General features: G+C 65.5%; 16 protein-coding genes. 6 read left to right on the forward strand and 10 right to left on the reverse strand.

Annotation, left to right across the window (positions count from 1 at the left end; translation table 11 throughout):
- Window positions 1-42: 42 nt before the first annotated feature.
- The 3 genes from ACK4TE_RS10370 to ACK4TE_RS10380 all read right to left on the reverse strand — a co-directional run bounded on the left by ACK4TE_RS10370 (window position 43) and on the right by ACK4TE_RS10380 (window position 2,461).
- Complete coding sequence (locus ACK4TE_RS10370; protein ID WP_409911437.1) at window positions 43-609, reverse strand: fasciclin domain-containing protein; 567 nt, start codon at window positions 607-609, stop codon at window positions 43-45.
- A gap of 203 nt (window positions 610-812) precedes the next feature.
- Window positions 813-1,910 carry a Rieske 2Fe-2S domain-containing protein gene (locus ACK4TE_RS10375; RefSeq protein ID WP_409911438.1) on the reverse strand — a complete coding sequence of 366 codons (1,098 nt, stop codon included), beginning with the start codon at window positions 1,908-1,910 and terminating at the stop codon, window positions 813-815.
- An 8-nt stretch (window positions 1,911-1,918) separates the two neighbouring features.
- Window positions 1,919-2,461: a protease inhibitor I42 family protein gene (locus ACK4TE_RS10380; protein ID WP_409911439.1), complete on the reverse strand. Its 543-nt coding sequence runs from the start codon at window positions 2,459-2,461 to the stop codon at window positions 1,919-1,921.
- Between the two features lie 102 nt (window positions 2,462-2,563).
- Here ACK4TE_RS10380 and lepA point away from each other — a divergent pair, with 102 nt between their 5' ends.
- From lepA to tsaD, 3 genes are all read left to right on the forward strand, one after another.
- A complete protein-coding gene (gene lepA / locus ACK4TE_RS10385) occupies window positions 2,564-4,369 on the forward strand; it encodes a translation elongation factor 4 (protein ID WP_409911440.1) in 1,806 nt (601 codons plus the stop codon).
- 174 nt (window positions 4,370-4,543) lie between these two features.
- Entirely contained in the window at window positions 4,544-5,194 is a 651-nt protein-coding gene (locus tag ACK4TE_RS10390) for a hypothetical protein (protein WP_409911441.1), read from the forward strand.
- A 114-nt stretch (window positions 5,195-5,308) separates the two neighbouring features.
- A complete protein-coding gene (gene tsaD / locus ACK4TE_RS10395; RefSeq protein ID WP_409911442.1) occupies window positions 5,309-6,400 on the forward strand; it encodes a tRNA (adenosine(37)-N6)-threonylcarbamoyltransferase complex transferase subunit TsaD in 1,092 nt (363 codons plus the stop codon).
- A gap of 363 nt (window positions 6,401-6,763) precedes the next feature.
- On the opposite strand, the gene ACK4TE_RS10400 is transcribed toward tsaD, so the two are convergent.
- Window positions 6,764-7,429 (reverse strand): TetR/AcrR family transcriptional regulator, encoded by a 666-nt coding sequence (locus tag ACK4TE_RS10400; RefSeq protein ID WP_409911443.1) that lies wholly within the window; start codon window positions 7,427-7,429, stop codon window positions 6,764-6,766.
- Window positions 7,430-7,605: 176 nt separating this feature from the next.
- Here ACK4TE_RS10400 and ACK4TE_RS10405 point away from each other — a divergent pair, with 176 nt between their 5' ends.
- Window positions 7,606-7,902 (forward strand): YciI family protein, encoded by a 297-nt coding sequence (locus ACK4TE_RS10405; RefSeq protein WP_409911444.1) that lies wholly within the window; start codon window positions 7,606-7,608, stop codon window positions 7,900-7,902.
- The gene (locus ACK4TE_RS10410; protein ID WP_409911445.1) at window positions 7,899-8,573 is read left to right on the forward strand and encodes a glutathione S-transferase; all 675 of its coding nucleotides are present in this window, start codon (window positions 7,899-7,901) and stop codon (window positions 8,571-8,573) included. The genes ACK4TE_RS10405 and ACK4TE_RS10410 overlap by 4 nt, the downstream gene beginning before the upstream one ends.
- On the opposite strand, the gene ACK4TE_RS10415 is transcribed toward ACK4TE_RS10410, so the two are convergent.
- From ACK4TE_RS10415 to ACK4TE_RS10440, 6 genes are all read right to left on the reverse strand, one after another.
- A complete protein-coding gene (locus tag ACK4TE_RS10415; RefSeq protein WP_409911446.1) occupies window positions 8,563-9,372 on the reverse strand; it encodes a sulfotransferase domain-containing protein in 810 nt (269 codons plus the stop codon). The genes ACK4TE_RS10410 and ACK4TE_RS10415 overlap by 11 nt on opposite strands.
- A gap of 39 nt (window positions 9,373-9,411) precedes the next feature.
- Window positions 9,412-9,951, reverse strand: coding sequence for a hypothetical protein (locus ACK4TE_RS10420; protein WP_409911447.1), 540 nt, complete (start codon window positions 9,949-9,951; stop codon window positions 9,412-9,414).
- Window positions 9,952-10,065: 114 nt separating this feature from the next.
- Complete coding sequence (locus tag ACK4TE_RS10425) at window positions 10,066-12,222, reverse strand: PQQ-dependent dehydrogenase, methanol/ethanol family (protein ID WP_409911448.1); 2,157 nt, start codon at window positions 12,220-12,222, stop codon at window positions 10,066-10,068.
- Window positions 12,223-12,328: 106 nt separating this feature from the next.
- Window positions 12,329-13,210: an orotidine-5'-phosphate decarboxylase gene (gene pyrF / locus ACK4TE_RS10430; protein ID WP_409911449.1), complete on the reverse strand. Its 882-nt coding sequence runs from the start codon at window positions 13,208-13,210 to the stop codon at window positions 12,329-12,331.
- Window positions 13,207-14,034 carry a serine protease gene (locus tag ACK4TE_RS10435; RefSeq protein ID WP_409911450.1) on the reverse strand — a complete coding sequence of 276 codons (828 nt, stop codon included), beginning with the start codon at window positions 14,032-14,034 and terminating at the stop codon, window positions 13,207-13,209. The genes pyrF and ACK4TE_RS10435 overlap by 4 nt, the downstream gene beginning before the upstream one ends.
- Before the next feature lie 9 nt (window positions 14,035-14,043).
- A complete protein-coding gene (locus ACK4TE_RS10440) occupies window positions 14,044-14,481 on the reverse strand; it encodes a DUF350 domain-containing protein (RefSeq protein WP_409911451.1) in 438 nt (145 codons plus the stop codon).
- 103 nt (window positions 14,482-14,584) lie between these two features.
- On the opposite strand from ACK4TE_RS10440, the gene ACK4TE_RS10445 reads away from it, so the two are divergent.
- Entirely contained in the window at window positions 14,585-15,367 is a 783-nt protein-coding gene (locus tag ACK4TE_RS10445) for a 3-hydroxybutyrate dehydrogenase (RefSeq protein WP_409911452.1), read from the forward strand.
- Window positions 15,368-15,390: the final 23 nt, after the last annotated feature.

The raw sequence follows: 15,390 nt of genomic DNA on the forward strand, positions 1-15,390 counted from the left end.
GCGGCCCCGCCAGGGCTCCCCTTTGGCCGCCCTATGCTCCCCTTATTCCTTCGGCAGGAGAACCGTGTCGATGACGTGGATCACGCCGTTCGAGGCTTCGATGTCGGCAGCCGTGATCGTCGCTTCGTTCGCCTTGGCAGCGCCGTCGGCTTCGATACGGACCGAGAGGTCAAGACCGGCGACCGTCGGCGTCGCAATACCCGCGTCTGCGGCCGGCAGGTCAGCCGCCATCACTTTGCCGGCGACCACATGGTAGGTCAGGATCTTCGTCAGCTTGTCCTTGTTCTCAGGCAGCAGCAGGGTCTCGACCGTGCCGGCCGGCAGCGCTGCGAAAGCGGCATTGGTCGGCGCGAATACCGTGAACGGACCTTCGCCGGAAAGCGTTTCGGCAAGGCCTGCTGCCTGAACGGCGGCGACGAGGGTGGAGAAGTCCGGATTGCCGGCGGCGATGTCGACAATGGTGCCGAGCACGGCGGGCTCTTCCACGACCGGTTCGGCAACCGGCTCTTCAACGGCAGCAGGCTGAACCGGGGCCGGTTCGGAAGCGGGCGTGCAGGCGGCGAGCGCAAAGGCGCTCGCGGCGGCAGCTGCAAACAGCGAAAACTTCATTTGATCTGTCCTCTTGGTGACTTACTTTTCTGGGGGGATGCGCACAACGCGCACACCTCATCTGGATCATTTGTCCCGCCCGGCCAGTCTTCTGAGTGACAATTTTCAAAGGCAATTTTGGGGCAAATGCAGGGCGTCTGCGCCTCAGTGCGCGCAACGCAGGAAACCTGTGCAGATCGTAATGTTGAAGCCGGCCTCCGGCCTCAGCTCATCCATTTCAGTGTGCGCGGCTGGATCGGATTCTCGAAGGCCCTGCCCTCGCTCCGGCTCGCCGTCCATTCGCGTTTCAGCGTCTGGTACCATTTCGCCTGCACGTCGATGTCGTCGATCCAGAGCATCGCTTTCTGGTGCGCCATGCCCTGATTTTGCAGGTCCACCATCTCGCCGTCCTGCGCGAGGAATTTGCGGCCCATGCGTTTCGCCACTGGCACAGCGAGATGCAACAGCGGCGCGCCCGTCCACCAGGTGAACTGCGTGATGCGCGTCTGCTTCGGCGCCTCGGGCGTCAGGCAGGTCAGCGTCAGCAGGCGCGCGGAATTGTTGGAGATGATTTCCCAGCGGTAGCCCGGCAGCTGGAAATGGATCTCGGTCATCACATCGCCGCCGAACACCCAGCGATAGAGTTTCGAGTTGGAAGACGGCGCATGCCGGTCAATCGCCCAGCCGCGATCCGTCGGAATGAACGGCTTCTCTTTCCGCTTCAAGCCCACAGACGGCGGGCGCCACCACCACTGGTCATGCACGAAGGGCACATGCGCCGGGTCCATCAGGCCGACCACCGCGTCATCGACATGGGCGTTGAAAATGTCCTCGATCACGAAACCCGGCCTGTCCGGGAGCGGACCAAATTCCGGCGGCGGCACTGCGGGCGCTGCCATGCTGCGCGGATCATGCGCGATGTAGACATACACCGCCCCGTTCGCCTCATGCACCGGATAGCGGCGCACCTTGATCCGTGTGGGATCATAGGCGCTGTCATCCGTCAGGCTCGGCATCAGGCGGCACCCGCCATCCGTGCCGAAACGCCAGCCATGATACGGGCATTGCAGCGTCCACTCGCCATTCGTTTCCAGCTGCTTGCCCGCCGACAGCGGCACCAGCCGGTGCGGACAGATATCGCGCAGCGCAAACGCCTCCCCCGCCGGTGTGCGGCCGACCACCACCGGCTCGCCAAGGATCATCAACCGCTCCTGCCTGCCAGGCTTCAGGCGCTCAGACGCCGCGGCGAGATACCAGCAATCGGTGAGGTAGCCCTCATCGGTGATACCGGTCTTCGCAGGCAGGGGCTGGGTGTCGGCCAAGGCTTCGCTTACTCCGCCACCGTGACCGTCAGCTCATAAGTGTCCATCGGCGGCTCCTCGGTTTCCCACGGGCGGCCTTCGGTCAGCTTGAACGTGCCCGTGCCGGCCGCCTTCGCGACATAGTCGAAGCCGAGATAATGGTCGCCGCCGGTAAAGCCCGGCAGGTTCTGGTGGGCGGGGTCAGTGCCGCGCGTCGTCTCGCCGACCGCCTCCATGAAGGCCGGGGCCTCCACCACCGTCCAGACATAGCCTGCCGTGGGAATGGAGACGAGTTCGATCCGGAGCGTCTCGCCAACCTTCAGGCTGACGGTCTGGCCCTTCTTGTCGGCGCCCGCATAGACCACCCCGGCCTCTGCAGCCGCCTGCGCGTCCGCGGCCGCCTTGGCGGCTTCTTCAGCCGTCGGCATCTCGGGCGGCTGCCATTCGTTCGGGTCCACGGCGGTCTCCTCCTCAGCCGCTTCCGGGCTCACCGGATCAGCCGCCTTGTCCTTGCTGAAATAGCCGCAGGCGCCGAGCGCCAGCGCGGCAGAGGCCGCAATCACGCGTTTCATGGGGGTCTCCTCGCTCCAATCCGCCCGTCATACGCCCGGCCACGCGCCCGCGCCAGCCTCCAGCTACTTCCCGCGCCGCACCTGCCCCGCTATATGCCGCCCATGACCCCGCGCGACAAAATCCGTAACTTCTCGATCATCGCCCATATCGACCATGGGAAATCGACCCTCGCCGACCGCCTGATCCAGGCCTGCGGCGGGCTCTCGGACCGTGAAATGAGCGAACAGGTGCTCGACTCGATGGATATCGAGAAGGAGCGCGGCATCACCATCAAGGCCCAGACCGTGCGCCTCAGCTACACCGCGAAGGACGGCGAGACCTACACGCTGAACCTGATGGACACGCCCGGCCATGTCGACTTCGCCTATGAGGTGAGCCGCTGCCTCGCCGCCTGCGAAGGCTCCCTCCTCGTCGTCGATGCCTCCCAGGGCGTCGAAGCCCAGACCCTCGCCAACGTCTACCAGGCCATCGACCAGAACCACGAGATCGTCCCCGTCCTGAACAAGGTGGACCTGCCGGCCGCTGATGTTGAGCGGGTGAAGGAACAGATCGAGGAAATCATCGGCCTCGACACGGCAAACGCCGTGCAGATTTCCGCCAAGACCGGCCTCGGCATCCCGGATGTGCTCGAAGCCATCGTCAAGCAGCTGCCCCCGCCGAAGACCGGCGACGCCGCCGCCCCGCTGAAAGCCGCGCTGGTCGATGCCTATTACGACCCCTATCTCGGCGTCGTCGTCATCGTGCGCGTGCATGACGGTGTGCTGAAGAAGAAACAATCGATCCGCATGATGCGCACCGGCGGCGTCTACGAGATCGACAAGATCGGCACCTTCAATCCGAAGCTCACCGAAGTAGACGCCCTCGGCCCCGGCGAAGTCGGCTATTTCGTCGCCTCCATCAAGGAAGTCGGCGACACCGCCATCGGTGACACGATCACCGAAGACAAACGCCCCACGGACAAGGCCCTGCCCGGCTACAAGGAAGTCCAGCCCGTCGTCTTCTGCGGCCTCTTCCCGATGGACGCGGGCGACTTCGACGACCTGCGCGCCGCGATGGCGAAGCTGCGCCTCAACGACGCCTCCTTCACCTGGGAAATGGAAACCTCCGCCGCGCTCGGCATGGGCTTCCGCTGCGGCTTCCTTGGCCTCCTGCACCTCGAGATCATCCAGGAACGCCTGAGCCGCGAGTTCGACCTCGACCTCATCGCCACCGCCCCCAGCGTTGTCTACCAGATGACGATGACCGACGGCTCCGAGATCGAGCTGCACAACCCCGCCGACATGCCGGATGTCGTGAAGATCCGCGAAATTCGCGAGCCGTGGATTTCCGCCACCATCTACACGCCGGACGAATATCTCGGCTCCATCCTGAAACTCTGCCAGGACCGCCGCGGCGTGCAGACCGAACTCTCCTATGTCGGCGGGCGCGCCTGCGTGAAATACGAACTGCCGCTCAACGAGGTCGTGTTCGACTTCTACGACCGCCTGAAATCCATCTCGCGCGGCTATGCCAGCTTCGACTATACCCTCATCGGCCACCGCGCCGAAAACCTCGTCAAGCTGCAGATCCTCGTCAACGAGGAACCTGTCGACGCCCTCGCCATGCTCGTCCACCGCGACCGCGCCGAAGGCCGCGGCCGCCAGATGTGCGAGCGCCTGAAAGACCTCATCCCGCGCCAGATGTTCAAGATCCCGATCCAGGCCGCCATCGGTGGCCGCGTCGTCGCGCGCGAAACCATCTCTGCCATGAGGAAAGACGTCACCGCCAAATGCTATGGCGGCGACGCCACCCGCAAACGCAAACTCCTCGACAAGCAGAAAGCCGGCAAGGCCCGCATGCGCCAGTTCGGCAAAGTCGAAATCCCGCAGGAAGCGTTTGTGGCGGCGCTGCGAATGGATGGGGACTGACGCTGCACCCTCCTCCCCCGCTTGCGGGGGAGGTGCCCCGAAGGGGCGGAGGGGGGAGCCCCACTCGCGGACTTATGCAACACCCGCTGAGAAAAATTCCCCTCCGAATCAAGCCTCAATAAGAATTCCACAGGAACTTACGCAACACCTCCAAACCTGTGTCATGCTTTGCGCATGGACCAGACCGCGCCCCCGCAGACAAATCTCGTCGCCGAGACCCAGGCCATGATTGGCGGACTCATCGAGGCGCTGGCGGTCATGCTCGATCCCGGATTCGTCCGTCCACGGAATATCCTCACCTACCTCGCCCGTGCCTTCCTGCTGCCCGCCGAGGCGGCCCTGCGCCGTCTCATCCACCTGATCGCCGGCAGCATCGCCCCGCTGCCCATTTCGCCTCGCGCCCTCCTCCCCCGCAGCGCGGGAGAGGTGACCCAAAGGGGCGGAGGGGGAAGCCCCACCCGCACCCCCTCGCGCCCGCCCGTCTTCCGCCTCACCGAACCGCTGCCGCGTGCCCGAAACATCGACGCCCCCACAAAACCCCAAAGCGAAACCCAGACGCCGCGCTCGCCCGCCGATCCCTCCGCCCACGAAGCAAATCTCCAGCGCCGTTTCGCCGCGCTTCAGGCTGCCTTCGCCGATCCCGTCTGCGCCGCGCGCCGCCTGCAGCGCCTCGCCGCCCGGCTCGCACCTGCGGCGCCCGTCCTCTCCCTCGAAGACATCCCCGGCCTCGCCTCGGACATTATCACCGACGAGAACCGCGACACGCTCCAGCGCCTCAACCTCGCCGTCACCCGCCAGCGCGCCAAGCGCCTGAACACGTCCTGACCCGCCCGGAACCAAACCTCCGCACCCGGAAGGCACCCGCCTCCCGGGCCAAAGGCGCTGGGTAAAATGTCACCACCCCTTCCCACTCTCCCCCCCAGCCGCTACATGCCCCCCATGACCCGCCCCCTCACAATCCTCGGCATCGAAACCTCCTGCGACGAGACCGCCGCCGCCGTGCTGCGCCTTGAGGATGGCCAGGCAAGCCTCCTGTCGGACATCATCCGCACACAGCTCGAAGAGCACGCCCCCTATCGCGGCGTCGTGCCGGAGATTGCCGCGCGCGCGCATGCCGAACTCGCCGACCTGACGGTGGCGAAAGCGATGGCAGATGCCGGGATTTCCTATGCCGGTCTCGACGGCGTTGCCGCCACCGCCGGCCCCGGCCTGATCGGCGGCGTCCTCGTCGGCCTGATGACCGGCAAGGCGGTGGCGCAGGCGGCCGGCATCCCCTTCATCCCGGTGAACCACCTCGAAGGCCACGCCCTCTCCCCGCGCCTCGCCGCGGATTGTCCGTTCCCGTACCTTCTGCTGCTCGTCTCCGGCGGGCATTGCCAGTTCCTGGAAGTCCGCGGCCTCGGCGACTACAAACGCCTCGGCTCCACCATCGACGATGCCGTCGGCGAAGCCTTTGACAAGGTGGCAAAACTCATGGGCCTCGGCTTTCCCGGCGGCCCGGCGGTCGAGCGCCTCGCGCTTCAAGGCAATCCGAAGGCGCATGACTTTCCGCGCCCACTGCTCAATCGCCCCGGCCTCGAAATGAGTTTCGCCGGCCTCAAATCCGCCGTCGCCCGCGCCGCCGAAGGCGCGCAGTCAGACGCCGCAAAAGCCGACATCTGCGCCAGCTTCCAGGCCGCCATCTGCGATGTGCTGTCTGAGAAATCCGCGCGCGCCCTCGCCGCGTTTGATCCGGGTGCGGAAGAGAAGCGTATCGTAGTCGCCGGCGGCGTTGCCGCCAACAAGGCGATCCGCGCCGCGCTCGAAACCGCAGCGGCCACCCACGGCGCCCGCCTCATCGCGCCGCCGCTTCGTCACTGTACGGACAATGCCGCGATGATCGCGCTCGCAGGTGCCGAGCGGCTCGCAGCCGGGATGGTCGGGGAAGAGGATGGCCTCGCCTCAGGCTCCCGCCCGCGCTGGCCGCTGGATGAGGCCGCTGCCCTCGCCGCGCCGGTCTATGGCGGCGGTCACAAGGGCGCGAAAGCCTGAGATCTGATTGTTCCGGGTAAAAAATCCGGGACCTGAGGGGAAAGGGAAAACCTCAGGTCCCGGTTGTATCCCGCAGCGCGGCAGGGGCGGCGCGCATCGGGCGGGAATGGAGCGACTGCCGCGCTGCGGCAGGGCGCGTCATGTTCAGGCGACGAAAGTGGTGAGGCCGAAGGTTGCCCAGGCGACCAGGGCGGCTGCCGGAATGGCGGCAAGGAAGGCGTAGAGCGACTGGCGGGCTTCGGTGCGCGAAGAGGTGGTCATGGCGGGGTCTCTTTGACTGGCTGGAAGGCAACCGCTGCCCTCCATGACCCCTATATAGCACCCCACTGAGCGCTAATCAATGAACAAAATCGATTTTATTCACTAATCAGCCTTTATAGCTGCGCTGACAGGATGCAGCGGCTCGCCCGTGACCGGGCAGACCTCATCCAAAGGGGGCGGAATGCCCTCCCAGGGCTCAGGCTGGACCGCACCCGGCGACAGGCCGGCGAGCAGAAGGTCCATGACCCCGTCCAGCTCCCGCTGCAGCTTCGGAAGGGTCAGCTTCGAGAACAGTTGCGGGAAACGGAACTTCATCAGCGCCGACTGCCACATCTCGGCGATCTCTTCCGGCTTATCGAGCGGCCGGAACTCGCCGGACGCGACCCCGTCCCTGAAGATCTGGACCATATAGACCCGTTCGCGGGCCAGCTGGTCGTTCATGTAAAGCGGGCGCTCCTTGCTGAGCACTTCTGCCACTTCCAGGATCTTCGCCTCGTCCTCGATCGCCGAATAAGTCCGGGCAAGATGATAGTGAAAATAGGCGCGCAGCCGGTTGGCCGCCGTATCCTTGCGGGCGACGATGCCAGCAAAGGTCGTATAGGCCTCTTCGTTGAACTTGTGCGCCATCGCCTCGGCAATATCGAGCTTGGAGGCGAAGAAGCGGTAGATGTTGCCCGCCGACATGTTGCAGTCGCGGGCAATCTCCGCCATCGTCGTTTTCGAATAGCCATAGTGAAGGATGCGCTCCACGGCCGCGTGGAGGATCATCAGGCGGGTGTCATCAGTCGGATTCGAGTTCATCCACCCAGAATACACCAGACGGCTGAATAATCAATATAGTATTCATTGTACACTTGGGTCCCGGCTATTTACCTAGCGTCACCGCCCTTTTCCGGGCCCCCGCGGCCGTGCCATAGGCAGTCATGATTTGACGGGATACGCCGATGCCACTCTATTGCCTTCACTGCCTCGACAACGAAACCGACGGCGCCGCGCGCCGCGCTGCCGCCCGCCCGGCGCACCTGGAATGGGCCGCCGGCATCGGCCCGGCCCTGCGCATGGCCGGCCCCCTCCTCAGCGAGACCGGCGCGATGGTTGGCTCGGTCTTCCTTCTCGAAGCCGCCAGCCTTGAGGCCGCCAAGGCTCTCAACGCCGAGGACCCCTATTCCAAAGCCGGCGTCTTCGGCCGCGTGACCATCAACGAAACCCGCTGGGCCATCGGCGAAGGCAAGCCCCAATGAGACAGTTCGTATCCGGCAATCTCAACTATTCCAGCTGGTCGATCCGCCCGCTCCTGGTCGCCCGCAAGGTCGGCCTGCCGGTGGAAGAGATCATCGTCCCGCTCGACTTCCCGGAGACCACCGCGAAGCTCAAATCCCTCAGCCCCACCGCCAAGGTGCCCCTGCTGATCTGGGACGGTCTCGAAATCTGGGAAAGCCTCGCCATCGCCGAGTTCATCGCCGAATGGGCAGAGCCCGGCGCCGTCTGGCCGCAGGACGCCGAGGCCCGCGCGATTGCCCGCGCCGTCTCCAGCGAGATGCATGCCGGTTTCGCCGCGATCCGCAACGCCTGCTCGATGGACATCCGCGCCCGCCACCCCGCGCCGGACATGACCCCCGCCCTCGAAGCCGATATCACGCGCCTGCAATCGATGTGGTCCGGCCTGCGCGCAAAATACGGCAAGGGCGGCCCCTTCCTGTTCGGCGCCTGGTCTGCGGCCGACGCCTTCTACACACCGGTCGTCACCCGCTTCCGCACCTACGGCCTGCCGCTCACCGGCGCAGCCGCCGACTATGCTGCTGCCGTGCTGGAAGACCCGTTGTTCCTGAAACTCGAGGAAGAGGCAAAGGCAGAGCCCTGGTGGATCAAGTACGGACCGGACGGTCGCTCCAGCGGGTATCTTAAGGCTTAGGCGGCATGAAGAAGTCGTAGCCGAGATCGTAGCGGAAAAGCTCATTTACCCGCTGCGAATAAATCTCCATCGCCTCTCCGGAGAACAGCTCCTCCAGCGAAGCCTGCCGGTTCTGAAGCACGTTAGGCTCGGCTTCGGGATCGACCTTCCTGGCCATCGCCTCCTTGGTGCCCTCAATGAGCGCCGCCTCGATCGCCTCCGGTTTCAGCGTGATGCCCCAGTGGCGCGCGATCGCTTCCAGCGTGCCGCGCGGGTCGGCCCGCGTCTGCTCATACTGCACCCGCAGGATCGACTGCGGAAAGCGCCGCTCCACTTCGCCCCAGCGGTTCCAGAACCGCGCCAGCCAGTAGAGATCGCAGCGGTAGCGTTTGCCCTCCGGATCGCCGCGCAGGTATTCCAGCCAGTCGACCTGGATATCGTATTCCCATTTGGCATGGTGGGAGGCGAGGATCGCCATCGGATGACGCACGCACAGCGCATAGGGCGGAAGTCCCGCCAGGCTTCGCGCCCAGCCCCAGTCGGCAAGCGCGTGCGGAATCGTATGGCTGAAGGCGAGCCGCGGCAGCTGCGGATAGACCGGATCATCCTTCGGCCAGCCGATATAGGGCCGCACGGCATTCTCGGAAAAATACTCCGGCCGCGGAATACCGTAAGTGTCCGCCAGCGCGACGGCGAACATGTACTTCACCCAATGGGTGCCGGAATTCTTCGACGTGACCAGGAAGCCGTCAAAGGCGCCGTGCCGCAGCACGGAGAAGTTCATCCAGGTGTCGTTCCAGACGCGCGAAGCATAGGTCATGGGGCCTTCGCCTAGACCAGCGCCCGGGTGCGCGCAAGCTCAGGTCTTGAGGCCGGCGAGATCGCGGTAGACCTGCAGGAGCACAAGCTGCGCCCGGGTCGGCAGCTCTTCGGCTTCCGAAACCGCGACCAGCATGGCGTCGAGATCGACGATCTCCTTGGGGCCCAGCTGCGGCGCATTGACGATCTTGCGGCTCAGCACCCGCATCGCCTCTTCCGGCGGCGGACAGGTCCGGGTGACCCAGGAGGCATGTGCCGCAAGTTCTTCCGCATCGCGGGCCGTGACGCGGAAATGTTCGGCAATCTCGTGCTCGATCACCTGCATCTGCCGGTCGGACAGCTGGCCGTCGCGGCCGAGCGCAACGAGCACGAGCATGATCGAGGCGGCTTCGCGCGGATCATCGATAAGGTCGAGCCCGCCCTTCCCCATCTTGTACTTGAAGGCGAAGCGGCGCGGCGCGTTCGCAACCGTCTTGGCGACATCCACCGCCACATCCAGCCCGCGCTTCGCCATCTGCAGGCGCCAGACCCAGACGCCGATGGCGATCAGAATACCGAGGAGGCCGAGAAGGATGTGCATGAGGCAACGATACAACCCGCGCCGTCCGGATGCCAGCGCGATTGCACCGCTCACCCGGAAATGAAAGGACCGAAGCCCGAACGCTCCGGTCCCTTGCAGCATTCAAGCCGGAAATCAGTTCCCGCCTTCGGCCTTTGCCCCAGCATGGGCTTGAGCGAGCACATAGGAACGGATCGCTTCGGCTTCGTCCGGCGTCAGGTAATCGGCGAAGGACACCATGCCATTGGCGGCGAGGTTACCGTCCAGCACGACACCCTTCCAGGCCTCCGCGTTGCCGGTGATCGCCGACCAGCGCAGGTCCGGCAGCACGCCGGACGAGATCGCGAGCGGTCCGTGGCAGACCGCGCAGTTGCGGGCATAATGCACGCCACCTTCCGAGATCACCGCGAGGCTGCCGAACGCTGCCGCCTTCGGGGTCTTCTCGACCGGTGTCAGGCCCGTGTCTGCGATCTCGCCGGTGGCGCCGAGCTTGAAGGTGACCACCTTGCCGACCGAAGGCGAGACTTTCTCGTCGAAGCCGAAGCCGGCCGCCAGCGCAAAGGCAGAGCCCCAGCCGGTCGTGATTGTGACGTATTGCTCGCCGTCGATCATGTAGGTGCCGGGACCGGATGCGCCGCCGGATTTCAGCGGATGGCTCCAGAGCTTCTCGCCGGTCGCCGCATTATACGCCGCGAAGTCTCCGTTGAGCTTGCCCTGGAAGACGAGACCGCCCGCCGTGGAAAGCACGCCGCCATTCCAGGCATTGTCATGCTCGACCGTCCATTTCGGCGCGCGCGCAACCGGGTCCCACGCGATCAACCGGCCCTTCAAAGTCGAGCGCAGCATCTTCGCGACTTCCGGCGGCGCAATCGGGGGCACGCCGGCGGAGAAGTCGATACCCGTATTCCAGCCGACCGGGCGGGAGGCGAAGCGTGGATCTTCGGCATAGGCCTGCGGAATTTCCTGCGCCGGGATATAGGCGAGGCCGGTATCCGGGCTGAAGGCCATCGGTTGCCAGTTGTGTGCACCGAGCGGGCCGGGCGTCTGTTCGAAGGGGGCCTTCGAATACCGCGCCGCCGGGTTCTCGATCGGGCGGCCATTGGCATCAATGCCCGTCGCCCAGTTCATCGGCACGAAGGCATCACCGGAGATCAGCTGCCCGGTCGCCGCATCGACGACATAGAAGAAGCCGTTCTTAGGAGCCTGCATCGCCACGCGGCGCGGCGCGCCGCCTTCGCCGAGCGGCAGGTCGGCGAGGATGATGGTCTGCGTGGCGGTATAGTCCCAGTTATCGCCGGGCGTCGTCTGGTAATGCCACTTGTAGGCGCCGGTTGCTGCATCCACCGCGACGATGGAGGAGAGGAACAGGTTGTCGCCGCCCGCCGGATCCCGGAACGTGCGGTTCCAGGGCGACCCGTTGCCGACGCCGAAGATGATCTGCTTGTTCACTTCGTCATAGACGATCGAATCCCATACCGTGCCGCCGCCGCCATCGGTCGTCCAGGCACCGGTATCGCCCCAGGTGACATTGCCGACCTGCACGAAGGCGTCGTCAGACGCTGCCCCGTCCGGCTGCTTGGTGGGGTTCGGCACCGTGTAGAAGCGCCAGACGAGATCGCCCGAGCTGGTATCGTAAGCCGAGAGGTATCCGCGTACGCCCAGTTCGGCGCCGCCATTGCCGATCAGCACCTTGCCATCGACGACACGCGGCGCGCCGGTGATCGTGTAGGGCCGCGACTGGTCGACCGTGACCTTGCTCCAGACCACCTGCCCCGTCTCGGCATTCAGCGCCTCGAGCCGTCCGTCGATGACACCGACGAAGACCTTGCCGTCATAGACGGCGACCCCGCGGTTGACGACATCGCAGCAGGCCTTGACGCCCACCGCCCTGTCAACGCCCGGATCATAGACCCACTTCTCCGCGCCGGTCTTCGCGTCGAGCGCATAGACCACCGACCAGGCGGAGGTGACATACATCACCCCATCGACCACGATCGGCGTCGATTCCACGCCGCGATTGGTGGCGAGGTCATAGGTCCAGGCAACGCCCAGCTGGCTGACATTCGAGGTGTTGATGCTGTCGAGTTTCGAGTGGCGCTGCTCGTCATAGGTGCCGCCATAGGTGAGCCATTCTTCGCCCGCGCTGGCGGTGGAGATCCGCGCGGTATCCACCGCCGCGAACCCTTCCGGCTTGGCGGTGCGCACGTCGCGCTCGCCGCACCCGCTCAGCAGCAGGGCCGAGCCTGCAAGAATCGCCGGGGCTGCCCAGCTGCGCCAGTTCCTGATGTTCACAATGTGCCTCCCGATCCTGGCCCGGCCGTCGAGGCGGCAAGGTCCTTGGTCGGTGCAGACTAACGGGTCCGCCTGCAAAGTCGAGGCGTGACGCGGCGGGAGCGCTTCAGGCCGCAACCGCGTCCGCGAGTTCGGATCGCGCCGAGTCGATTGCAGCCGCAATGGCAGCCTGCCAGGCATCAATCGTTGCTGCGCCTGCCGCAGACGCCGGGAAATTGATCGACCGGGACGCGCTGATCACGCCGCCTTCCACGTTGGCGCCCTTGCGCACAAGGCCCGTCATCGCATCTTCCGGCCGGCCATTCTGCGCGCCATAGCCCGGCACCAGGAACAGGGCCTTCGGCGCCGCTGCCCGCACCTGCCGCGCCTCTTCCGGCGCGGTGGCGCCAACGACCATCATCAGGTTCGACCAGCCGCAATCGCTCATCAGCCGCTCGGATAAGGGCCGCAGGCTCTCGGCAATGCGGATGTAGAGCGGCTTGCCGCCCACATCGAGCATCTGGAAATCCGCCGCCCCGGGATTGGACGTGCGCACGAGCACGACAATGCCCTTGCCGAGGGCCGCGGCGCGCACCGCAAAAGGCTCCAGCGTATCAAGTCCCATATAGGGGTTGAGGGTGACTGCATCGGATTCGAACGGCGCGCCCGCCGACAGGAACGCGTCCGCATAGCCTTCAGCCGTGGAACCGATATCGCCCCGCTTGGCATCCATCAGCACGATCAGCCCCGCCGCGCGCGCCGCACGCGTGATCGCCGCAAGCGCCGCCATGCCCTCCGGGCCGTGACGCTCGAAAAATCCGGATTGGGGCTTCACCACCGCAACCTTGCCGGCCGCCACCTCGATGAGAGCCCGGCCCCAGGCCTCAAGGCCGCGCGCCGTATCGCCGCCGAACAGGGCCGGCACCTTGCCGGCATGCGGATCCATCCCGACACAGAGCGGCCCGTGCCTGCGCACACCCTCGGTCAGCCGGGCGGCGAAATCGGTCATGAGGCTACCTCGCAGGTGACTTTCACGACCTGTAGCCTGCGCCGCGCATTATCGGAAGGCGCGCCATAGCCCGACATCTCGAACCTGTCCGCCGGGCCGGCCTGACGTTCCACGCCGAGCTTGGTGAGGAAGGCATCCATCGATTGCGGCGCGGTCGTATAGATCCGTCCGCGGCGCGGGCTCTCGGCCACGATCACGCCGCGCACGGCGCCATTGGCATCAAACATCGGGCCACCGGAAATACCGCCCAGCGTGCCGGTCAGGCCATCTGTCCGTCCCACTTCCGCCCAGGCGAGGATCGGCGCCTCGCCTTCGCGCGCCCCCCGCGTGACGAGGCGGGAGCGGGAGACAAGGCGGGTCGCCAGCTCGCCCGGCTTGCCTTGCGGGAAGCCGACGGCATAGCCCTCCGTGCCGACCCGCATCGGCGCATCAAGCGAAAGCGATACCGGGAACGGGCTGCGTCCCGTGGAAAGCAGGGCGAGGTCATGCCCGTCATCGACGCTGATGCGCGCCACCGGCACGAAATTGCCTGGTGCTACTTCCAGCGTCACCTTCGAGCAGCCTTCCACCACATGCCGGGCTGTCAGCCAGTCGCCCTTCTCGTTAACGGCGAAGGCCGTGCCGACGCCGTTCTGAGGCTCGCCGACCTGGACCAGAACCATCTCGTCCAGCGGCGAGGGGTCTGGCAGCAGCGGCCCCATTTCCTCGGCGAAATCAGAGGGCGGCGCCGGTGCCGGCACATCCGCATCGGGCGCCAGCGCGAACAGCACCAGCACCATCAGGGCCAGCGCGGAAATATAGATCAGGATATCGAACGAGCGCATGACAGGCTCTTATAGCCGCTGCAGCACCGGGTCCCAGAGGCCAGCTGCAAGGATCATCGCCGCCGACAGCTTTGTTCCTGCCAGCAGGATCGCCGCCCCCATCTCGTCCTTCGCCAGCCGTCCGGGGATATCGCGCAACAAAAGGTCCACCAGCCGGTAGGCAATCAGCTGCATCAGGAGTGCGATGGCGCCCCAGATCAGCAGGCCTTCAATCGTCATCGACGAGGCCAGCGTCGAGGCAATCGGGATGGCAAGCCCGCCGATGGCGCCGGCCAGCGCCACACCGGCCGAGGTGTTGCCGGCCCGGACGAGGGCCAGCTCCTTCCAGGGCGTCAGCAGGACATAGACGGTCGAGGCCGCCAGCAGCATCAGGCCCGCCGCCCCTGTCGACATCAGGAAGCGCGGAAACGCGGCGTCGAAGGCACTTATTTCAGCTCCGATAGGCATGTGGCTGGACTTCCCTGCTTTTGCGGCGAAACGTCAGACCTGCCTTGCCAGAGGGCGCCGCCATCCCTACCCACTGGCAACCGCGCCTCAGGGAGACACGCACATGCTGAAGGGAAAATCCGCCCTCGTTACCGGATCGACCAGCGGGATCGGGAAGGCCATTGCCACCCGCCTCGCGGCCGAAGGCGCCAATGTGATGCTCAACGGTTTCGGTGACGCGAAGGAAATCGACACGCTTCGTGCCAGTCTCGAAAGGGATCATAAAGTAAAGATCGCCTTTTCGGGCGCCGACCTGACCCGGCCGGAGGCCATCGAACAGATGATGTCCGAGGCGGCGAGCACGTTTGGCGGCATCGATATCCTCGTCAACAATGCCGGCACGCAATTCGTGTCCCCCATCGAGGACTTCCCGGTCGCCAAATGGGACCTGATCCTCGCCCTGAACCTGTCATCCGCCTTCCATACGACACGTCTGGCCCTGCCCTACATGAAATCGCGGAAATGGGGCCGCATCCTCAACATGGGCTCGGCCCATGCGCGCGTCGCCTCGCCGTTCAAGTCCGCCTATGTCGCCGCCAAGCACGGCCTCTCGGGCCTGACCAAGACGACCGCGCTGGAAGGCGCCATCCACGGCGTGCGCTGCAACCTCATCTGCCCGGGCTATGTCTTCACCCCGCTCGTGGAAGGCCAGATCGCGGATACCGCCAAGGCGCGGGGCATGACCGAGGAACAGGTGAAGAATGACGTGCTTCTCGCCGCCCAGCCAACCAAGGAGTTCGTCACGGTAGATCAGATCGCCGGCTTTGCCGCCTTCCTGTGCAGCCCGGCCGCAGATTCCATCAACGGGGCCGAGCTTCCCATCGATGGCGGCTGGACGGCTCAGTAGAACGTGAATTGACCCGGCCCGTG

This window comes from Hyphomonas sp. (assembly GCF_046313975.1).
Taxonomy (GTDB): domain Bacteria; phylum Pseudomonadota; class Alphaproteobacteria; order Caulobacterales; family Hyphomonadaceae; genus Hyphomonas.